22 protein-coding genes and 1 riboswitch are annotated in these 19,813 nt (G+C 70.5%); of the genes, 13 read left to right on the top strand and 9 right to left on the bottom strand.

The annotated features are described in order from the left end of the window. Nucleotides 1–34: 34 nt before the first annotated feature. From ACYBYQ_RS01730 to ACYBYQ_RS01760, 7 genes are all read left to right on the top strand, one after another. Nucleotides 35–928, top strand: a complete 894-nt coding sequence (locus ACYBYQ_RS01730) for a branched-chain amino acid ABC transporter permease (protein ID WP_459616675.1) — start codon at nt 35–37, stop codon at nt 926–928. Continuing rightward, the gene (locus ACYBYQ_RS01735; RefSeq protein WP_459616676.1) at nt 921–1,808 is read left to right on the top strand and encodes a branched-chain amino acid ABC transporter permease; all 888 of its coding nucleotides are present in this window, start codon (nt 921–923) and stop codon (nt 1,806–1,808) included. Before ACYBYQ_RS01730 ends, ACYBYQ_RS01735 begins: the two co-directional genes overlap by 8 nt. Next, nucleotides 1,805–2,647 carry an ABC transporter ATP-binding protein gene (locus ACYBYQ_RS01740; RefSeq protein ID WP_459616677.1) on the top strand — a complete coding sequence of 281 codons (843 nt, stop codon included), beginning with the start codon at nt 1,805–1,807 and terminating at the stop codon, nt 2,645–2,647. Before ACYBYQ_RS01735 ends, ACYBYQ_RS01740 begins: the two co-directional genes overlap by 4 nt. Then, complete coding sequence (locus ACYBYQ_RS01745; RefSeq protein WP_459618679.1) at nt 2,647–3,366, top strand: ABC transporter ATP-binding protein; 720 nt, start codon at nt 2,647–2,649, stop codon at nt 3,364–3,366. Before ACYBYQ_RS01740 ends, ACYBYQ_RS01745 begins: the two co-directional genes overlap by 1 nt. Continuing rightward, on the top strand, nt 3,363–3,653 hold the full coding sequence (locus ACYBYQ_RS01750) for a helix-turn-helix domain-containing protein (RefSeq protein ID WP_459616678.1): 291 nt from the start codon (nt 3,363–3,365) through the stop codon (nt 3,651–3,653). Before ACYBYQ_RS01745 ends, ACYBYQ_RS01750 begins: the two co-directional genes overlap by 4 nt. After that, nucleotides 3,650–4,588: a DMT family transporter gene (locus ACYBYQ_RS01755; protein WP_459616679.1), complete on the top strand. Its 939-nt coding sequence runs from the start codon at nt 3,650–3,652 to the stop codon at nt 4,586–4,588. The genes ACYBYQ_RS01750 and ACYBYQ_RS01755 overlap by 4 nt, the downstream gene beginning before the upstream one ends. Nucleotides 4,589–4,862: 274 nt before the next feature. Beyond that, a complete protein-coding gene (locus ACYBYQ_RS01760) occupies nt 4,863–5,393 on the top strand; it encodes a hypothetical protein (RefSeq protein WP_459616680.1) in 531 nt (176 codons plus the stop codon). Between the two features lie 18 nt (nt 5,394–5,411). Here ACYBYQ_RS01760 and ACYBYQ_RS01765 read toward each other — a convergent pair whose 3' ends face one another. The 3 genes from ACYBYQ_RS01765 to ACYBYQ_RS01775 form a co-directional block, all read right to left on the bottom strand. After that, the gene (locus ACYBYQ_RS01765) at nt 5,412–5,930 is read right to left on the bottom strand and encodes a lipocalin family protein (protein ID WP_459616681.1); all 519 of its coding nucleotides are present in this window, start codon (nt 5,928–5,930) and stop codon (nt 5,412–5,414) included. Nucleotides 5,931–6,029: 99 nt separating this feature from the next. Continuing rightward, complete coding sequence (gshA, locus tag ACYBYQ_RS01770) at nt 6,030–7,607, bottom strand: glutamate--cysteine ligase (protein WP_459616682.1); 1,578 nt, start codon at nt 7,605–7,607, stop codon at nt 6,030–6,032. 33 nt (nt 7,608–7,640) lie between these two features. Continuing rightward, nucleotides 7,641–8,549, bottom strand: a complete 909-nt coding sequence (locus ACYBYQ_RS01775; RefSeq protein WP_459616683.1) for an alpha/beta hydrolase — start codon at nt 8,547–8,549, stop codon at nt 7,641–7,643. Nucleotides 8,550–8,594: 45 nt separating this feature from the next. On the opposite strand from ACYBYQ_RS01775, the gene ACYBYQ_RS01780 reads away from it, so the two are divergent. Continuing rightward, nucleotides 8,595–9,134 carry a hypothetical protein gene (locus ACYBYQ_RS01780; RefSeq protein ID WP_459616684.1) on the top strand — a complete coding sequence of 180 codons (540 nt, stop codon included), beginning with the start codon at nt 8,595–8,597 and terminating at the stop codon, nt 9,132–9,134. On the opposite strand, the gene ACYBYQ_RS01785 is transcribed toward ACYBYQ_RS01780, so the two are convergent. Continuing rightward, nucleotides 9,118–9,339 (bottom strand): response regulator transcription factor, encoded by a 222-nt coding sequence (locus tag ACYBYQ_RS01785; RefSeq protein ID WP_459618680.1) that lies wholly within the window; start codon nt 9,337–9,339, stop codon nt 9,118–9,120. The two genes, ACYBYQ_RS01780 and ACYBYQ_RS01785, sit on opposite strands and share 17 nt — an antisense overlap. A 119-nt stretch (nt 9,340–9,458) precedes the next feature. Here ACYBYQ_RS01785 and ACYBYQ_RS01790 point away from each other — a divergent pair, with 119 nt between their 5' ends. Together ACYBYQ_RS01790 and ACYBYQ_RS01795 are read left to right on the top strand one after the other, a co-directional pair. Beyond that, nucleotides 9,459–10,352, top strand: coding sequence for an AEC family transporter (locus ACYBYQ_RS01790; RefSeq protein ID WP_459616685.1), 894 nt, complete (start codon nt 9,459–9,461; stop codon nt 10,350–10,352). Between the two features lie 94 nt (nt 10,353–10,446). Continuing rightward, nucleotides 10,447–12,075, top strand: coding sequence for a thiamine pyrophosphate-binding protein (locus tag ACYBYQ_RS01795; RefSeq protein WP_459616686.1), 1,629 nt, complete (start codon nt 10,447–10,449; stop codon nt 12,073–12,075). 24 nt (nt 12,076–12,099) lie between these two features. Here ACYBYQ_RS01795 and ACYBYQ_RS01800 read toward each other — a convergent pair whose 3' ends face one another. From ACYBYQ_RS01800 to ACYBYQ_RS01820, 5 genes are all read right to left on the bottom strand, one after another. Continuing rightward, nucleotides 12,100–13,104 (bottom strand): Ldh family oxidoreductase, encoded by a 1,005-nt coding sequence (locus tag ACYBYQ_RS01800; protein ID WP_459616687.1) that lies wholly within the window; start codon nt 13,102–13,104, stop codon nt 12,100–12,102. Between the two features lie 58 nt (nt 13,105–13,162). Next, entirely contained in the window at nt 13,163–14,095 is a 933-nt protein-coding gene (locus tag ACYBYQ_RS01805; protein ID WP_459616688.1) for a hydroxyacid dehydrogenase, read from the bottom strand. Between the two features lie 16 nt (nt 14,096–14,111). Further along, complete coding sequence (locus ACYBYQ_RS01810; RefSeq protein ID WP_459616689.1) at nt 14,112–15,128, bottom strand: Bug family tripartite tricarboxylate transporter substrate binding protein; 1,017 nt, start codon at nt 15,126–15,128, stop codon at nt 14,112–14,114. A gap of 163 nt (nt 15,129–15,291) precedes the next feature. Next, complete coding sequence (locus ACYBYQ_RS01815) at nt 15,292–16,467, bottom strand: UxaA family hydrolase (RefSeq protein ID WP_459616690.1); 1,176 nt, start codon at nt 16,465–16,467, stop codon at nt 15,292–15,294. A 29-nt stretch (nt 16,468–16,496) separates the two neighbouring features. Further along, a complete protein-coding gene (locus ACYBYQ_RS01820; RefSeq protein ID WP_459616691.1) occupies nt 16,497–16,778 on the bottom strand; it encodes a UxaA family hydrolase in 282 nt (93 codons plus the stop codon). A gap of 195 nt (nt 16,779–16,973) precedes the next feature. Here ACYBYQ_RS01820 and ACYBYQ_RS01825 point away from each other — a divergent pair, with 195 nt between their 5' ends. From ACYBYQ_RS01825 to metW, 3 genes are all read left to right on the top strand, one after another. Continuing rightward, complete coding sequence (locus ACYBYQ_RS01825) at nt 16,974–17,723, top strand: GntR family transcriptional regulator (RefSeq protein ID WP_459616692.1); 750 nt, start codon at nt 16,974–16,976, stop codon at nt 17,721–17,723. Between the two features lie 38 nt (nt 17,724–17,761). Then, a riboswitch (SAM riboswitch) is annotated at nt 17,762–17,841 on the top strand. Further along, nucleotides 17,831–19,117 (top strand): homoserine O-succinyltransferase MetX, encoded by a 1,287-nt coding sequence (gene metX, locus ACYBYQ_RS01830; RefSeq protein ID WP_459616693.1) that lies wholly within the window; start codon nt 17,831–17,833, stop codon nt 19,115–19,117. Its footprint overlaps the riboswitch before it by 11 nt. Continuing rightward, complete coding sequence (metW, locus tag ACYBYQ_RS01835) at nt 19,114–19,728, top strand: methionine biosynthesis protein MetW (RefSeq protein ID WP_459616694.1); 615 nt, start codon at nt 19,114–19,116, stop codon at nt 19,726–19,728. Before metX ends, metW begins: the two co-directional genes overlap by 4 nt. The last annotated feature ends 85 nt before the right edge of the window (nt 19,729–19,813 follow it).

Here is a 19,813-nt window from a genome sequence, read left to right on the forward strand (position 1 = left end):
CGCCGCCGCGGCCGGACCGTCCTGGAGATTAGCCATGCTGCAATTCCTGGTCGATACCCTGCTGCGGGCTGCAGACCTGGCGCTCATCACGCTGGGCCTGAGCCTGCTGTACGGGCTGGTGAAGTTTCCCAACATCGCGCACGTGCAGTATGCAATGTGCGGAGCCTATGCCACCTACGCGCTGCATGCGGCCGGCGTGCCGCTGGTGGGCGCGCTGATCGTGGCCGCGCTGCTCACGGGCCTGCTCACGCTGGCCTTGCACCTGGCGGTGTTCCGGCGGCTGCTGGCCGGCGGACCGGCCATCGCGATGATAGGCTCGCTGGCCGTCTCCATGCTCATCGTCGCCGTGACGCAGGGCCTGGCGGGTTCCTTTCCCCGCATGTTCAACCTGCCGGTGGTCGAGTCGCTGGCCATCGGCCAGGCGCGGCTGTCGCATGCGCAACTGGCCTTCGTCTGCACGAGCGCCGTGCTGCTGGCGCTGTTCGCGCTGCTGCTGTTCCGTACCCGCATGGGCCGCGCCATGCGCGCGCTGGCCAGCAATCCGGCGCTGGCCCATGCGTCCGGGCTGAACGCCGAGCACATCACCTACATGGTCACGGTGCTGGCCGGCGCCGTGGCCGGCCTGGGCGGCGGCATGCTGGCGCTGTCCACCGGCGCCCACATCAACCTGGGCCACGACCTGCTGCTGCCGGTTTTCGCCGCAGCCATCCTTGGCGGGCTGGGGAATCCGCTGGGCGCGGTGGCCGGCGCGACGCTGATCGCGCTGACCGAGACCGCGGTCACCAACCTGAATTTCGGCCCCCTGCTGGGGCGCGAACTCTGGTTCATGCCCGTGGCCTACATCAGCGCGGGCTCGTTCCTGATCCTGCTGCTGGCCCTGCTGTTCAAGCCCTATGGGCTGTTCGACCGACAGGTGCGCCGTGTTTGAGTTCCTGATCTCCATGGCGACCATCGCCGGGCTGTACGCCATCATGGCGCTGGGCCTGAATCTGCAGGCCGGTTTGGCGGGGCTGCTCAACTTCGGCCATATTGCCTTTGCAGGCCTGGGCGCCTATGCCGTGGGCATCGCCACCCAGGCCGGGTGGCCGCTGGCCGCCGGCATGGCGGCAGGGGTGGCGGCCGCCATGGTGCTGGGCTGGTGCATCGCCCGCCTCGGGCGCCAGCTGGGCTCGGACTACTGGGGCATTGCCACGCTGGCCGTGGCCGAGATCCTGCGCACCGTGGCCACCAACGAAGGCTGGCTCACCGGCGGCGCGAACGGCATCGCGGGCATACCGGCCTGGTTCGCCGGCCTGGGCCGGCCATGGAGCGCCCTGGCCTTCCTGCTGCTGGTGCTGGGGGCACTGGCTGTGTGCGCCGGAGCCAGCCGCCGGCTGGCCGATGGTCGCTTCGGACGGGCATTGCGCCTGATGCGCGAGGAGCCGCAGCTGGCCGTCTGCATGGGATACGACCTGCGCGCGCTGAAGGCGCGCGCCATCATGAGCGGGGCGGCGATCACCGCCTTTGCCGGAGGCCTCTATGCGCAGTACATGAGCTTCGCCGGGCCGGAATACCTGCTGGCCAGCGAGACCTTCCTGCTCTGGACCATGCTGATGATAGGCGGCGTGGGCAACACCGCCGGCGTGCTGGTGGGCGTGGTGGCGGTGCAGGCCGCCTACGTGACCGTGCCTTTCGCCAAGGACGCGCTGGGGTTCAGCTCGGACCTCGCCGGCGCGCTGCGCATCGGGCTGGTGGGCCTGCTGCTGCTGGCATGCCTGCTGTGGCGTCGCGAAGGCCTGCTGCCCGAACCCTTGAGGAGAGTGCCATGAGCCAGAACGGCAAGTCTTCCTTCCTGGAGGAAGCCGCGCAGCGGCAGGAGGGACGTCAAGGCGGCCCCCTGCTGGCGTTGGAGGGGGTGGCCAAGGCCTTCGGCGGTCATCGCGTGCTGGAGGACGTCCGGTGCACCGTGCAGGAGGGCGAGATCGTGGGCCTGCTGGGTCCCAACGGTTCGGGCAAGAGCACCCTGCTCAATATCGTGACCGGCTTCGAGACGCCCGGCGCCGGCCGGATCCTGCTCGAAGGCCGGCGCATCGATGCGCTGCCGGCCCATCGCATCGTGGCCGCGGGCGTGGCGCGCACGTTCCAGCTGCCTTCCATGCCGCGCAAGATGTCGGTGATGGAAACCGCGATGGCCGCGGCCACCGGCAGCCACGGCGCCTGGGCTACGCTGCTGGGGCTGCCGGCGGCCCGGCAGGCAGAGGCCGAGGCCCGCGAGAAGGCGCAGCGCCTGCTCGACGAGCTGCTGCTGACGCCGGTGCGCGACCTGCCCGCCGCGGCCCTGTCGGGCGGACAGAAGAAGCTGCTGGGCATCGTGTGTGCGCTGATGGGCCAGCCCCGGCTGCTGATGCTGGACGAACCCACCGCCGGGGTCCATCCCAACCTGCGGCGCGATATCGTGGCCGTGCTCAAGCGCCTCAATGCAGCCGGGATGACCCTGGTCGTGGTGGAGCACGACATGCATTTCATCCGCGAAGTGTGCACGCGCTGCATCGTGCTGGACCGCGGGCGCATCGTGGCGAGCTGCCCGCCGGCCGAACTGGCGTCCAACGAGCATGTGGTGCAGGCCTATCTGGGCGGCGCGGCGCCGCAACTCGCGGAGGTCGCGTGATGATACGCATCGAGGAGGTCGTGGCGGGGTACACGCCCGAGGTCGACATACTCAAGGGGATTTCCGTGGAGGCCGCCCGTGCCGAGATCGTGACCCTGCTGGGCCCGAACGGCTGCGGCAAGTCCACGCTGCTCAAGACGATCGCCGGCTTCCTGGCGCCGCGCAGCGGGCGCGTGCTGCTCGAGGAGCAGGACACGTCGGCCATTCCGGCCCATGAGAAGATCCGCCGCTGCAGCGTGGGCTTCGTGCCCCAGACCGACAATGTGTTCAGCGCCCTGTCGGTACGCGAGAACCTGCAGATAGGCGGCCATTACCTGGCAGGCACCGAGTGTGCGCGCCGCATGGCCGGGCTGTGCGAGCTCTATCCGGTGCTGGGGCGCAAGCTGCGCGACCCGGCTGCGTCCCTCTCGGGAGGGGAGCGGCAGATCCTGGCGCTGGCCCGGGCGCTCATGCCCGCGCCGCGCATGCTGCTGCTGGACGAGCCCTCGGCCGGCCTGTCGCCGAAGATGCTGCATGAAGTGTTCGACGCCATCGCGCGCGTGCGCGATGCCGAGGGCGTCACGGTACTGATGGTGGAGCAGAACGCCATGGAGGCCATGCGCATGTCCGATCGTGCCTATATTCTTTCGCTCGGCACCGTGGCCTTGTCGGGCCGCACGCATGAGCTGATCGACGATGCACAGGTGCGCGAGCTGTACCTCGGCGGGAGAGCAGCATGACAGCCGCGGGCAAGGCGGCCGGGCGGTCCCCGCTGGCCGGGGAAGTGGAAAGAGCGCTGCGGCTGCATGCCGTGCAGGCGGTGGCGCGGGGCTGCAGCGTGGCCGAGGTGGCGGCAGTCTTCGGGCGGCATCCGCGCACGGTGTTCCGCTGGGTGTCGGCGTTTGCCGCGCGCGGGCCGGATGCCCTGCTGGCCAAGCCCAGGCCGGGCCGGCCGCGCAGCGCCCGCCCGCCCGCGCAGGGCGAGGGTGCCGGCGTCGCGCCGGCACGGCCTGCGGCTGCGCCGTGAGCGCCCGCCTGCCCACGGCCGGCGCCCTGCACCTGCTGGTGGTCTACCTGGTCTGGGGCAGCACCTACTTCGCCGTCAAGCTGTGCGTGTCCGGCACGGCGCCGATCGCGGCAGTGCCGCTGCAGGCGGCGCGCATGGCGTGCGCGGCCCTGCTGCTGGCCGCCGTGGCGCGCGTCGTGGGCGGTCCGCCGGGGCGGGTCGACGGCCGGACGCTGCTGCTGTGCGTTGTTTCCGGCCTGCTCATGTGGGTGGGCGGCAATGGCCTCGCCACCCTGGCGTCGCCGTACGCCAGCTCGAGCTTCATCGTCATGGCGATGGGTACGATTCCCTTGTGGAGCGTTGCCATCGCCTGCGTGGCGGAGCGCCGCAGGCCCGGTCCGCTGGTACTGGGCGGATTGCTGGCGGGCCTGGTGGGGCTGGCCATGGTGGTGGCGCCGGCGCTGGGCCGCGACCATGCGGCGGCGGTGCTGCCGGGCCAGGCGTGGCTGGCGGTGGGGCTGCTGTGCGCGGCCAGCATCACCTGGGCGCTGGGCACCCGGTTGCAGCGCAATGTGGGGCCGGGCCTGCATCCTGCCTGGGTCTCCACGCTGCAGGTTGCGGCGGCGGCCGCCGTGCTGGTGCCCGTGGCGGCGTGGCGCGGCGTGTCCTGGCCGGCCGCGCCCGATGCGTTGCAATGGACTGCGTTTGCCTATCTGGTGGTGTTCGGCTCGGTGGTGGCCATGCTGTCGTACCTGGCCGCGGTACGGCAGCTCGGGGCGGTGGTGGCTTCCACTTTCGCCTACGTCAATCCGCTGGTGGGCATGGCACTGGGGTGGCTGTTCCTGCGCGAGCGCATCGCCCCGCTGTCGCTGGCAGGCTTTGCCGTCGTGCTGGCGGGGCTGGCCCTGGTGCTGCATGCCAATCGTCCCGGTTCACGCCGACATCCCCGCATTTGAAGTGAATTTGGGGGCAGATGCTGGCAGACCGCCGCGTTCTTCAACGTTTATTCACTTTCTCTTACAACTGTGCGGCCGCGCGCGGCTATGCTGGCGACCCACAGTCATTCATTCCCACGGGAGAGGAACCATGGACACGGATACTACGCCGGCCACCCCCGTCCCGCAGCCGCGCCGTTGGCCGTTCGGCTACGCGGGACCCGACGCCGACTGAAGCGCCGGGCTTGCGCTATGCTCCTGCCTGCGGCGCGTCAGGCGCCAGGCAGGACAACTCATGCAAGACACATCATCCCAGCCACGGCACGGCCGGGGCAGGCGGGTGCGGCGCGTACTCGTCACCATCGCCCTCCTGGCACTGGGCTTCGCGGCTGCATCGCCCGACGCGGTGCATGACTGGTGGCGGCAGCGGTTCGGGGCATCCGAGCCGCAGCCCGTCACCGTGTATCCCTACAACTTCACCGGCCGCCCGGTCGAGTACCTGATCAGCCCCGGGCTGCTGGGATATCTTCCGGCCGGTGCCGCCGATGGCCGTACGGTGTTGAAGGATGCCTACGTGCCCGCGGCCGACGGGGCGCCGCTGCCGGTGCGCTGGCGCTATGCCGGCGAAGGGCAGGGCGGAAGCGCGTATCGCTATGCCGTCACGCTGCCTGCACCCGAGCGCCCGGCCGGCGATGTGGTGCTGACCGTGCGCTTCTATCCCGATGGCGAGGTCGCTGCCCGCTATACCACCGCGCCCGAGACTGCCGCGGCAGGCGGGCAGGTGCCCTATTCGCTGCCGGGCCCGGGCTGGCAGCGTGCCAAGTAGCGCCGGCCGCCCCGGCCGCTATTGCTGCGGCGTGTCGCGCAGCTCGGCCAGGTCGTAACCCTGTTCGCGGGCGGCGGCCAGCGCCTGTTCGCGCTCTTCGGGGGTGAGGCCGGCGGCACGCGACAGGATCCACAGGTATCGGCGGTCGGGGCTGCCCACCACGGCCCAGCGGTATTCCGGATCGAGGCCGATCACCCAGTATTCGGCCTCGCCCAGGTCGGGGAACGACACCTTCAGCTTGGTATTGTTGCTGCCTTCGATCACCGTGGCCGAGCCCGAGGCCGAGCCGATGCGGCCGTTGCGGACCTGGCAGCGGTGGTGCACGGCGATGCTGCCGTTCTCCTGGACGTATTCGACCGTGGCATCGCTCACGCAGTGGTGTTCCAGCGGCATGGGGAGCCGGGCCACTTCATACCACTTGCCGGCGTAGCGCGAGAGGTCGACCGCCGCCACGGTGCTGACCGGAGGTGCGGCGGCAAGCACGGCGCCGGCCCAAAGCGCGGCGCCGGCGAGCAGCAGACGCGGATAGCTTGTCATGGAATGTCTCCTTCATGGCGCGCGGCATGAAGCCGCGCTCCCGATCTCCCGTTTCTCGGGGAGATATGGGCAAACGATACGCCGGGCGCGCCGAACTGGCTACCGCGGCGCCAGCGGGTTCTTCAGCGCGGCGTGGAAGCGCGCCACGTAGGTGTCGAAGTCCACGTCGTCGCCTTGTTCCAGCTGGCGCTGGGCCTCGAGCGACTGCTGCGCGGCCTGCGCGTAGCGCGCCGCCGTTTCGGCGGGCAGCGGGGCGGCGCGCAGCGCCTGGGCGTGCTTGCGGCTCTGCGCCAGCACGTATTCGTGGAACGAGGCGCCGCTTGCCCGCAGCGCCTCGAGAAAGCGCGCCGACGGCGTGAGCTGCGGGTCGGCCAGCTTGGCGCGCTGCCGCGACAGCGCCTCGGCATAGGCGCCGCCGCCCAGTGCGCTGTCGTAGAGCGCGGCATAGGGCTCGATCTGGTCGAGCAGCGCGTTGCCCCAGTCGGCCAGGCTCACGGGCGTGCCTTCGCGGTCCAGCATGAGGCCGGGCTGGCGCCCTTGCTTCACCACGGCCGCGAAGTTGTCGGCGCTGTGCTGGCAATAGCCGTCGTCGGCGAAGTAGGGGCTGTCGGACGCGGCACAGAACAGCAGGAAGGCGTCGACGAAGCGCGCCGTCTCGGCGGCGATGCCCACCGAAGACGTGATGTCGATGTCCAGGCAGCGCACCTCGACGTACTGCACGCCGCGCTCGGCCATGGCGGTGATCGGCCGCTCGCACCGGCCCGTGGCGCGCTTGGGGCGGATGCTCGAGTAGTACTCGTTCTCGATCTGCAGCACGTTGGTGTTCAGCTGGATCCATTCGCCGTTGCGATGGGTGCCCACCGCCTGGTAGGCCGGCCAGGGCCGGGTCACCGCTTCATACAGCCGTCCGAGGAAGGTGTCGAGGTCGTTGTAGCAGAGCTTGAGCTGCGACTGCGCCTTGTTCTGGTAGCCAAGATCGCTCATGCGCAGGCTGGTGGCGTGGGGCAGGTAGAGCGTCTCGGCGTCCAGGGACTGCAGGCTGTGCGGCTGCCCGCGCAGGAAACCGCGCGACAGGGCAGGGGCCGAACCGAACAGGTACATCAGCAGCCACGAATACCGCGTGAAGTTGCGGATCAGGGCGATGTAGCCGCGCGAACGGCGCCGCTGCGGATCCGTGTCGTGAGGGTCGAGCACCTCCCAGAGGGCTTCCGGCAGCGAGAAGTTGTAGTGCACGCCGGCAATGCATTGCATGGTCTTGCCATAGCGTTCCGCCAGGCCGCGCCGGTACACGTGCTTCAGCATGCCGGTATTCGACGTGCCGTACCAGGCGATGGGGATGTCGGCCTCGGGCGGCAGGCTGGCCGGCATGGACTGGTTCCAGATCAGCTCGCCATCGAGCACGCCATAGACGTAGCGGTGGATGTCGGAGAGCTCGCCGAGCAGGGCGTCGACGTTGCCGTGCGTGCCTGTGATCAGCTCCAGCAGGGCCTCGGCATAGTCCGTGGTGACGTGCTCGTTCGTCAGGGCGGAGCCCAGCGCGGCCGGATGCGGCGTCAGGGCCAGCGCGCCGTGCTGGTCCACGCGCAGCCCTTCTTTTTCGATGCCGCGCAGGGTCTGCGCAAGCAGGGCGGCATTGGCCTCGAGACGGGCGTAGCGGGCGGAGGCGGTATCGGTCACGGTGTAGGCAATTGAGGCTTCGATGGCGCGATTTTACGGGGTGGCGCCCACCGCCGCTTGGGGAGCCAGTACGGGTTGCAGGGACAATGTGTCCGCCAGCCCGTCCAGCCAGACGTCCAGGTCGGCATGCACCTGGCCCGACAACGTGGCGATTTCGTTGAACAGCTCGTGCCAGGCCTCGTCGTACCAGCGCAGCGTGAGCAGCCCGGCCGGCGCCCGGGCGGCGAAGCGCCGGCTGCCTGCGGCGTCGACGATGCGGTCGTCGCCCGCCACCAGCAGCAGCGTGGGGCAGGCAAGCAGGGGCGCGTCGCGCACCGCGGCCTGGCTGGCCCGGTCGATGAAGCGGGCCAGGCGACCGGTGATGCAGCGCCGCACCAGCGGATCGGTGCGGAACGCCGCCACGATGCCCGGATCATGCGAGATGCACGAGGGCGCCAGCCCGTGCGGCACGCGCAGGTCGGGGCAGCGTTCGGCCAGCCAGCGCAGCGGCGGCAGCGCCCATGACGGCACCCGCAGGGCGAATGGCGGAGAGGCCAGCACCAGGCCGCTCAGCGGGGCGAGGCGCTGCTGGGCGATGCGCGCGGCCACCAGGGCGCCGAGGCTGTGCCCCAGCAGCACCGGCGGGCGGCCGTGCTCCGCGGTCCAGGCGCGCAGGCAGCGGGCCGCGTCGCGCACCAGGTCGTCTTCTCCGGCGAGCGTGGCGGGCTGGCCGCCCGAGCGCCCGTGGCCGCGGTGGTCGTGCGCGCCGACCAGCCAGCCGCGTGCCGCCAGGCGCCGGGCCAGCAGGTCGTAGCGGCCGGCGTGCTCGCTCAGCCCGTGCAGGAGATAGATGCTGGGCGTGCCCGGCCCCGGCATGGGGGCGGGACTGCGCGGCGCCGGCGGCCACAGGTAGCTGGCCAGCAGCACGCCGTCTTCGGCAGTGACATGGGAAATCGGCGACAATTTCGGCTTCCTGCAGGATGATCGGCCGCATCGGCCCGGGAAACCATGATTTCAGCGCGGTTTCGTTTCATGCTCAAGAAGGCCCTGATTTTGCTGGCGCTGCTGGGCCTGGCGGCCTGCTCGCCGGAATACGACTGGCGCGAGCTGGACGTGGCCGAGGGGCGGGCGCAGGCGGCCTTTCCGGCCCGGGTCCAAACCGAGACCCGCGAGGTGCCGCTGGGCGGGCACACGCTGCGCTTCTCGCTCACGGCCGCGCAGGTGCGGCGCGCGGTGTTCGCGGTGGGCTATGCGCCCCTGCCCGCCGGGGTGGCGGGCGATCCGGCCGCCAGCCGCGCGCTGGGCGAAGCGCTGATGCAGTCGCTGTACGCCAACCTGGGCGCCGATGCGCCGCAGTCGCTGCCGGCTTACGGCGAGCCCATCGAGGTGCACGGCCAGGTGGACGAACGGCGCAGCTGGCTGCTGGCCCGGGTGTGGGTGGCCAATGGCATGCTGATCGAGGCCGTGGCGGCAGGCACCGAAGAGAACCTGCCCGAACGGCAAGCCCGGGAATTCGTGCAGGGGGTAAGGCTCAGGTCGCCGGATTGAAGGCCGGCAGCAGGCCCCGCTGCAGCGCCTGGGCAACTGCGGCGCGCCGGTTGTGCACCTGCAGCTTGGCGCAGGCGTTCTTGAGGTGGAAATTGACGGTGTGCTCGCTGAGGCCGAGAATCGCCGCGATTTCCCAGCTGGTCTTGCCCAAGGCCGCCCAGTACAGGCACTCGCATTCGCGTCCGGAGAGGATTTTCTGTGACATAGTGCGGCGAGGAAGGGAGGAGACACGGCGGATGTTGTCCGCCGCAGGCGCCGCACGACAAGCATTCATGTCGGGCGGCATTGTCGCTTCAATTTTTCCCTGGATAGGGGCGGAATTTCATGTTTGCCGTCGTGCAGTTCTATGGGTCGGCCGTGCTGTTGATGCTGCCGTTGTTGTCGTGCGTGGGCATAGGCGTGTTCTGGGGCAAGCGCGACTACCCCTTCGGCGGCGCCTTCGTCACCATGCTGGTCACCTCGGTGACCACGCCGGCCCTGGTCTTCCATACCTTCGCCACCACGCACCTCGACGACGGCGCCCTGGTCGACATCGCGCTGGCGTCGCTGCTGGCCCTGCTGCTGTGCGCCGTGGGCTGCGCGCTGCTGCTGCGCCGCCTGGGGCTGCCGGTGCGCCAGCTGCTGCCCACGGCGTTCCTGCCCAATGCCGGCAACCTGGGCCTGCCCATGTCGCATCTGGCCTTCGGCGATGCAGGGCTGTCGGTGGCCGTGGCTTTCTTCGCGGTGAATTCCTTCGTGATGCACACGGTGGGCGTGCGCCTGGTGGCCGACACCAGCACGCGCGGCAGCTGGCGCAGCCCCGTGCTCATCGCCGCCGTGGCGGCGGTGACGCTGCGGGCGCTCCATGTCCCCGTGCCGCAATGGGTGATCGAGACCTGCGCGCTGCTGGGCGGCGTCACGGTGCCGCTGATGCTCATCAGCCTGGGCCATGCCCTGGCCCTGATCCCCGCCAGCGGGCTGCGCACGGGTTCCATGCTGGCGGCCATGCGCCTGGGGGTGGGCTTGCTGGCCGGCGCGCTGGTGGTGTGGCTGCTGGACCTGCCAGCCGAGCTGGGCGGCTCGCTGGCGCTGCAGATGGCCATGCCGTGCGCGGTCGTCAGCTACATGTATGCGCGCCGCTATACCGACCAGGGCGATGCCGTGGCCGGCGCGGTGCTCGTGTCCACCGTGGTGTTCCTGGCGCTGGCGCCGCTGGCGCTGTGGCTGGCGCGAGGCTGAGGACGGCCGGCGATATGCCGTACAGTGTGAGGCTGCTGCTCCTGCGAGGATCCCGGCAAGGCCGTGGTCCTTTCCACCGACGAGGAACCCACCCATGACTGCCTCCCTGCGCGGCGCCGACCTGCTGGCGCGGTCCCTGCGGCAAGCCGGCGTGAGCCGGATCTTCTCGCTGTCGGGCAATCACATCATGCCGGTGTACGACGCGCTGATCGACACGGCCCTGCCGCTGCTGCACGTGCGGCACGAGGGCGCGGCCGTGCACATGGCCGATGCCTGGGCCCGGCTCACCGGCGAGGTGGGCGTGGCGCTGGTCACGGGCGGGCCCGGCCATGCCAACGCCGTGTCGGCCCTGTATACCGCTGCCATGTCGGAGTCGCCGGTATTGCTGCTGTCCGGCCATGCGCCGCTGAGCCAGGCGGGCTGGGGCGCTTTCCAGGAGATGGACCAGGTCGCCATGGCGGCGCCGGTGACGAAGGCGGCATGGGCCGTGCGCGACGCGGCCTCCATGGCCGCCGACGTCGCGCGCGCCTGTCGCCTGGCGCGCAGCGGCAGGCCCGGCCCGGTGCATCTCAGTCTGCCGACCGACGTGCTGGAAGCGCGCACGGAAGCCGCGTCGCTGCCGGCGCCACAGGACTTCCTCGCCGTGCCGCAGGGCCTGGGCGCGGCCGGCGCGCAGGCCCTGGTGCAGCGCCTGCGCGAGGCGGCGCGGCCGCTGGTGCTGGTGGGCCCGCAGGGTCTCACCCATGCCGGGCGGCGCGCCGTGGCTGCCGCGCAGGACGCGCTGGGGCTGCCGGTGGTGGCCACCGAGAGCCCGCGCGGCAGCAACGATCCGGCGCTGGGCGCCTTCGCCCAACTGCTGGGCCAGGCCGACTGCGTGCTGCTGCTGGGCAAGCGGCTGGATTTCACGCTGAAGTTCGGCCAGCCGCCCGTGTTCGATCCCGCCTGCGCATTCGTGCAGGTGGATCCGGACGGCACTGAGCTCGCCCGGACGCGGCGCGCGGTGGGGCCGCGCCTGGAAACCGCCTTGTGCGCCGATGCGCTGCCTGCGCTGGAAGCGCTGGCGCAAGCGGCCGGCGCCCCGTTGGCGCGGCATGCGGGCTGGCTTGCGGAGGCTGCGCAGGCGCTGGCCTACCGGCCGGCGCAATGGCGCGCCGCGCCGGTGGACGCGACGCCGGTGCATCCGGCGCGCCTGTGCGAACCGATACAGGCGCTGCTGGACAGCCATGCGGAGTCGGTGCTGGTGGTCGATGGCGGCGAGTTCGGCCAATGGGCCCAGGCCTGCCTGCGTGCGCCGCATCGGCTCGTCAACGGCCCTGCGGGCGCCATCGGCGCCGCGCTGCCCATGGCCGTGGCGGCGCAGCTGGCGCGGCCCGGCGCGCCGGTGGTGGCCATGATGGGAGACGGCACCTTCGGATTCCATTGCGCCGAATTCGATACCGCGCTGCGCGCGGACGCGCCCATGATCTGCGTGGTCGGCAACGACGCGCGCTGGAACGCCGAATACCAGATCCAGCGCAACAGCTATGGCGCCGACCGGCTGATGGGCTGCGAGCTCCTGCCTACGCGCTACGACCGGGTGGCGGCCGCATTCGGCGGCTACGGCGCCCATGCCGACACGGCGCTCGAACTCGAGCAGGCCTTGCATGCCGCGCGCCGCAGCGGCCTGCCCGCATGCATCGACGTGGCGCTGGAAGGCCTGCCGGCGCCCACGGTGCGCCGCTGAGGTTCCAGGGCCTTGTTGACAGGCCTAGCTGCCTGCCAGGTTGCGCAGCTGGGCCAGCAGCGCATCGGGCAGCGTCACGCCTTCCGACCCCGCCTGCCGCGCCAGTGCGGCCCGGCGCGCGCCCGGCAGGCGCACGTCGGCATCCTGCAGCATCGCGGCCACCAGCGTCTCGACGCGTTCCAGGAACGCGTCGCGGCCGGCCAGGGCATCCGGGTCCAGCACCAGGAAAGCCTGGCCGATGCGTGGCTTGTTGCCCTCGTCCGTGAAGAACGAGTCGGCCTCGAAACCGAATTGTGCGCCGCCCAGCGCGCAGACCAGCAGCTCCACGACCAGCGCCAGCATGGCGCCCTTGACGCCGCCCATGGGCAGCATGCTGCCGGCCAGGCCGGCCTTGGGATCGGTGGTGGGCCTGCCCTCCGCGTCCAGCGCCCAGCCCAGGGGGATGGGCTGGCCGTCGCGGGCGGCCACCATCAGCTTGCCGCGCGCCACCTCCGACAAGGACAGGTCGATGACCAGCGGATCGGCCTCGCGGCGCGGGAACACGGCCGCGATGGGGTTGGTGCCGAACAGGGCGCGCCTGCCGCCCCAGGCCGGCATGGCGGCGGGGGAATTGCCGAATGCCAGCCCCACCATGCCGGCGCGCGCCACCGGTTCGAGATGCAGGGCCATCACGCCGGCGTGATGGCTGCGGGTGACTGCAGCATAGGACACGCCGTGCGTGCGCGCCCGCGCCACCGCTTCCGCCACGGCCAGCGCGCAGGCCGGGAAGGCCAGGCCGTCGCCCGCGTCCACCAGCAGGGCCGCGCCGCGCTGCGCCAGGATGGCCGGGCGTGCCGAGCCGTCTGCGCGGCCGTTGCGCAGGTGCGCCGCGTACGAGGGCACGCGCGATACGCCGTGCGAGGACAGGCCTTGCGCGTCGGCGCGCACCAGGGCCTCGGCGGTGGCGCGGGCCATGTCGGGGGAGGCGCCGCTGGCCGCGAGGGCCTGCGCAGCCAGTTCCTGCAGTTCGTCTATCGTGATCTTTGCCATGGAAGCGTGTCGTTTCGGATCGGGAATGGGCGGCATGCCGCCTGCCGGCGCAGCCGTCTCACAGCGGCTGCCCCAGCGCCTCGGCCACGCGCTGCGCCACCAGGCTGGAGACGCGCTGGTTGGCCTCCTGCGTCAGGCCGGCGATGTGCGGGGTGAGGATCAGGTTTGGGGCGTCGGCCAGCGGGCTGCCCGCCGGCAGCGGTTCGTCGGCGAAGACATCCACTGCCGCGCCGCGCAGCGCGCCGGCCCGCAGCGCCTGCGCCAGCGCCGCTTCGTCGACGATGCCGCCGCGCGCCGTGTTGACCAGGATGGCGCCCTGCTTCATGCGGGCCAGGCGCTGCGCGTCGAACAGGCCGCGTGTTTCCGGCGTGAGCGGGATGTGCAGGCTGACGGCGTCGGCCTCGGCCAGCAGCGCATCCAGCGGCATGGGCCGCACGCCGGCCTCGGCCCAGTCGGGCGCGTCATCGGGCAGCATGGGGTCGTGCGCGGCAACGCGCATGTCCAGGCCCCTTGCCAGGCGCGCCGCCAGCCGGCCTATGCCGCCGAAGCCCACGATGCCGAGCACGCGGCCCTCGGCCTCCAGGCCCGCCGACAGCGCCGTGCGCGGCCAGTCGCCGGCGGCTACCGCGGCGCCATGGCCATAGGCCCCGCGCAGCAGCATCAGCACGGTGGTGACGACATACTCGGCCACGGCCCGCGCATTGGCGCCCGTGGCCGGCAGCACGGCGATGCCGCGGTCGCGGCAGGCCTGCACGTCGATGTTGTCCAGGCCCACGCCCAGGCGGCCCACCGCGCGCAGCCGCGGCGCAGCCTCGAGCAGGGCGGCGTCGACCTGCGTGCGGTTGCGGACGATCAGCGCCTCGGCCTGCGCACAGCCGGCCAGCAGCGCGTCGCGCCGATCCACCAGGGCGGGGTCGTAGTGCACGGCGTAGCGGCGCGCCAGCGCGGCGACCGCGGCTTCGTCCATGAACTCGGCGATTACGACAGACATGTATGGGCTCCCTGCGTCAGGCGGTCTGGATGCCGGCCTCGCGGATGATCGTACTCCAGCGCTGCACCTCGGAACGCACATAGTCGCCGAACTCCGCAGGCCCGCGCGGGCGCGGGATGAAGCCCAGTTTCGCCAGGGTCTGCTGCATGGCGGGCTTGCGCATCTCGGCCACGATGGCGTCGCCGGCGCGCTGGATCACCTCCTGCGGCGTGCCGGCCGGCGCCATCACCCCGGTGAAGTTCTCCACCACCAGCTCGGGCAGGCCTGCCTCGGCCACCGTGGGCACATCGGGCAGGTCCGGGCTGCGCTCCCGGGTCGTGACGGCGAGGGCGCGCAGGGCGCCGCTCTGCACGTGCGGCAGCGATTCGGGGTAGTTGGAGAAGATCACGTCCACATGGCCGCCCATCAGGTCGGTGAGCGAGGGCGAGCCGCCCTTGTAGGGGATATGGGTGATGCGCGTTCCGGTCAGTTTCTGGTACAGGGCCAGCGTGAGATGCGGCGGCGTGCCGTTGCCGCTGGAGGCCGCGGTGAGCTTGCCGCCGCGCGCGGCTTCCTGGAGATCGGCCATGCTCTTGACGGGGCTTTTCGCGTTCACCACCACCAGCATCGTGGACGAGGCCAGCCCCGCCAGCGGCGTCAGGTCCGTGAGCAGGTCGTAGCCCGCCTTGCCGGCATAGAGCGTGGCGTTGGCGGCGTGCGAGAGCGTGATGGCCAGCCAGGTCAGGCCGTCGGCCTTGGCGCGCGCCACGTAGGTGGCGCCGATGTTGGCGTTGCCGCCGGGCTTGTTCTCCACCACCACGTTCCAGCCCTGGGTTTCGGTGATGGCCTTGGCCACCGTGCGGGCGGCCACGTCGGTGAGGCCGCCGGGGGGAAAGGGCACCACATAGTTGATGGCATGCCCGGGCCAGCCTTCCTGCGCCGCCAGTGCGCCGGCCGCGGGCAGCACGGACAGCAGGCCTGCGCCACCGGCTGCGCGCAGCACGCGGCGGCGCAGCGGGTCGGCAGGGCTATGCATCGTCGTCTTGCGGATCATGTCTCGGTCTCCTCTGGATGGCCGGGCTGCAGGACTGCTCCGCTGTGCTGCCGCGGGGCATGCGCGCCCGGGACTGCGGCCGCCTGCCGGGCGGAATGCCCGTGCGGCGGTCTTGGTGTGGGGGCGAGGCAGGCCGGCGGACGGCCTGCCTCGCCGGGTGTGGTCAGGCGCTTTCGAACAGGCGCGTGAGCACGAACTCGCGGTGGCCCAGCGCCTCGGCCGCGGTCCAGCGGCCGTTGGCGGTGGCCAGCATGCATTCCAGCAGCTTGTCGCCGGCCTGGTCCAGGTCGATCTCGCGCTGCAGCAGGCCGGAGGTGTCCACGTCGATGTGCTCGGACATCGTGCGCACCGTGCGCGGGTTGGCGCAGATCTTGATCACCGGCAGGATCGGGTTGCCGATGACGTTGCCCTGTCCGGTGGGGAAGAAATGCACGGCAAAGCCCGACGCGGCGCACAGGGTCACCATCTCGGCGGCGGCCGACGACGAATCCATGAACCACAGCCCCTTGCCGGTGGGGATCTCGGCCTTGTCGAGCACGCCGTCCACGCGGCATTTCTTGCCGATCTTCTGGATGTTGCCCAGCGCCTTTTCCTCGATGGTCGTGAGGCCGCCGGCGATGTTGCCCTTGGTGGGCTGGGACTCGGACAGATCGCTGGTCTTCCAGCGGTCGATCATGGCCTGGTAGCGGTTGAACATGAACATGAAGCGCTCGCGCACCGCGTCGTTGGCGCAGCGCTGCGCCACGATGTGCTCGCCGCCGGTGAGTTCCGAGGTTTCGCCGAACACCAGGGTGCAGTCCAGCCCGTACAGCTTGTCGAAGGCGTTGCCCACCGTGGGGTTGGCCCCGCAGCCCGAGGTCGTGTCCGACTCGCCGCACTTGGTGGAGACCCACAGCTCGGAGAGGGGGCATTCCTCGCGGCGCAGCGCGGTGGCGTAGTGCACGTATTCCTTGGCCTGGCGCGAGGCCCGCATGATGGTGTCGTGGTCGCCGTGCAGCTCGATGCTGAAGCCGGCCACGGGCTTGCCGGTGGCGGCGATGCCGTCGACCACCCGCTTGGTCCAGCCTTCTTCGATGCCGATCACGATCACGGCGGCCACGTTCGGGTTGCAGCCGGTGCCGATCAGCGTGCGGAAATGCAGTTCCAGGTCTTCGCCGAACTGCAGGCGGCCATAGGGGTGGGGCAGGGCCAGGGTGCCCTTGATGTTGTTGGCCACGGCTTCGGCCGCGGCGTTGGAAATGTCGTCCACGGGCAGCACGATGACGTGGTTGCGCACGCCGACGCGGCCGTTGTCGCGACGGTAGCCGAAGAAGGTGGTCGAGGAAGAAACGATGGCCATGGTGGGTGTCCTTTGAGTGGCGAAGACGCTTACCAGCGCTTGGTCTTGATGTTGTGCACGTGCGCGTGCTCGCCCGCCTTGATCGGTGCGACCACCTTGCCGATGTCGACGCCGTACTTGTAGACGGTGTCGCCGACCGCCATGTCGGTCAGTGCCACCTTGTGGCCGATGGGGATGTCCTGCTGGGCGCGGACCTGGATGACGCGGTCCTCGTCCATGATCCAGGCGTTGAGCTGGGTGCCGGCGGCCAGTCCCTCGACCACGGCGACGGCCACGGTGTCCTTGGCGTCGTGCAATACGGCGTGAATCATTTGTGTCCTCCTTGTGGTTCCGGCGTCGCGGCAGCCGGTCGTGGATGCATCTTATGTGCCGCTTTCCTCCATGTCAACCAAATCATATATATGAATTAAATGACTTGAGCGGACGCCATGCCGGCCGTTACACTGCAAGGCGTCCGCCGTCGGCCCGAAGCGGTGGACGGACCTCACTTGAGTCGGGTAGAGCGAATGAACAACAGTCTGCAATCCGTGGTACCGCTGGGCAGCCCCCTGTACGAGCAGGTCAAGCAGGCCGTGCTTGCCGCCCTCGCGCTGGGCGAATGGAAACAGGGCGAGGCCCTTCCGCCGGAAAAGCAGCTGGCCGAGCGCTTCGGCGTATCCATCGGCACGCTGCGCAAGGCCATCGACGAACTTGCCGCCGAGAACATCCTGGTGCGTCACCAGGGGCGCGGCACCTACGTGGCCGTGCATACGCGCAACGCGCATTTCTTCAAGTTCTTCCGCATCGTGCGCCAGGACGGACACAAGTCCTATCCCACCACCACCCTGCGGCGCTTTCGCCGCGTGCGGGCCACGGCGCTGGTGCGCGAGAAGCTGGGCCTGCCCAGCGGCGCTTCGGTGTTCGAGTTCTCCAACGTGCTCTCGCTCAATGGCGACGTGGTCCAGGTCGACGACATCTGCCTGCCCGAAGACCGCTATGCCGGTCTCACCGAGCAGATCCTGCGCGACCGCCCCAGCACGCTGTACAGCCTCTACCAGGAAGCCTTCGGCGTGAACGTGATCGCCACCGACGAACGCCTGCGTGCCGGGCAGGCCGACGCCGTGCATGCAGGCTGGCTCGGCGTGGCGGTCGGCACGCCGCTGCTCGAGGTGCGCCGCGTGGCGTATTCCTACAGCCGCCAGCCGGTGGAATGGCGGGTGTCGCGCGTGAACACCGAGCGCTACGAATACCTGAGCCAGGAGGCCGGGCCGGCCTGAGCGCGCCGGACCGGCTTCCGGCTGGTGCTAGAATTCCTGCTTCGAACGGCGCCGATTTGCCTGATCCGCTTGCGGGCGCCTCTATAAATCCAGCTAAAGAGGTCCGAATGACCCTCACCGCGCTTCATCCGGCGGGCGTGCCCGTTGCCGGTTCGCCCACCGACGGCCCCGCCGCCGAATCCCTGCCTGGCAGGGCCTCCCCCGTTTCCGACACCATTCCGGCGCCCGCCACCCTGGGGCTGGTCTCGCCCACCGTGCTGCGCTTCGACCAGCCGCTGCCCCTGGCCAGCGGACAGCGGCTCGACGCCTACGAACTCGTGATCGAGACCTACGGCACGCTCAATGCCGCGCGCAGCAATGCGGTGCTGATCTGCCATGCGCTCAATGCCTCGCATCATGTGGCCGGCATCTCGGCCGAAGATCCGAAGGACGTCGGCTGGTGGGACAACATGGTGGGCCCCGGCAAGCCCGTCGACACCGACCGCTTCTTCGTGATCGGGGTGAACAACCTGGGCTCCTGCTTCGGTTCCACCGGGCCGGCCAGCATCAATCCGGCCACGGGCAGGCCATGGGGGGCGGCGTTCCCCGTGCTCACGGTGGAAGACTGGGTGCGCGCCCAGGCCCGCGTGGCGGACCACTTCGGCATCCAGCGCTTTGCCGCCGTGATGGGCGGCTCGCTGGGCGGCATGCAGGCGCTCAGCTGGGCCATCACGTGTCCGGAGCGCGTGGCGCATTGCGTGGTGATCGCCAGCACGCCGCGCCTGTCGGCGCAGAACATCGGCTTCAACGAAGTGGCGCGCCGCGCCATCATCACCGACCCCGACTTCCATGGCGGCGACTACTACGCGCACAACACCGTGCCGCGCCGCGGCCTGTCGGTGGCGCGCATGATAGGCCACATCACCTACCTGTCGGACGACGACATGGCCGAGAAATTCGGGCGTACCCAGCGCGAGCCCGCAGCCGACGGCGCCTACCGCTACGGCTACGACGTGGAGTTCGAGGTCGAATCCTACCTGCGCTACCAGGGCGAGAAATTCTCGCGCTATTTCGACGCCAACACCTATCTGCTGATCACGCGCGCGCTCGACTACTTCGATCCCGCGCGCGACACCGGCGGCGACCTGGCCCGCGCGCTGGCGCCGGCCCAGGCCGATTTCCTGCTGGTGTCGTTCAGCACCGACTGGCGCTTCCCGCCTGAGCGCTCGCGCGAGATCGTGCGCGCGCTGCTCAAGAACGGCCGGCCGGTCACCTATGCCGAGATCGACGCGCCCCACGGGCACGATGCCTTCCTGCTCGACGACGCGCGCTACCACGCGGTGGTGCGCGGCTACTACGAGCGGATCGCGCGCGAACTCGGCCTTCTCGCCACCCTCCCGGAGTGCGCCGCATGACGCCCGTTTCCGCCCGCCCGGAACCCACCGTGCTGCGCCCCGACCTGGCCCGCATCGCCGGCTGGATCGAGCCCGGCAGCCGCGTGCTCGACCTCGGCTGCGGCGACGGCGCGCTGCTGGCCTGGCTGCGCGATCACCGCCAGGTGCGCGGCGCCGGCGTCGAGATCGACGACAACTACGTCATCGCCTGCGTGCGGCGCGGCGTGGAAGTGATACAGCAGAACCTCGAGGACGGCCTGGCGCTGTTCGACGACCGGCAATTCGACACGGTGGTGCTGTCGCAGACCCTGCAGTCCATGCACCGCACCGAGCACATCCTGCGCGAGATGGCCCGGGTGGCGCGCTATGGCGTGGTGTCGTTCCCCAACTTCGGCTACTGGCCCCATGGCTGGTCCATCCTGCGCGGCCGCATGCCGGTGACCGGGCAGATGCCGTACCAGTGGTACGACACGCCCAACATCCACCTGTGCACGCTGCGCGATTTCGAGGACCTGGCCGGCAAGCTGGGGCTGCGCATCCTAGAGCGGGCCACCTTCAACGGAGACCGGGAGGTGCGTGCGCTGCCCAGCTGGCGCAGCACCCTGGCGGTGTACCGCTACACGGCGGACTGAACGGCGAACCGAAGCTCTCCGCGCATTGGTTAATATGCCGTGGACCCTGGCCGGCATGACGCCGGCCATCGCATTCCGGGAGATC

Source organism: Bordetella sp. 2513F2, assembly GCF_054642735.1.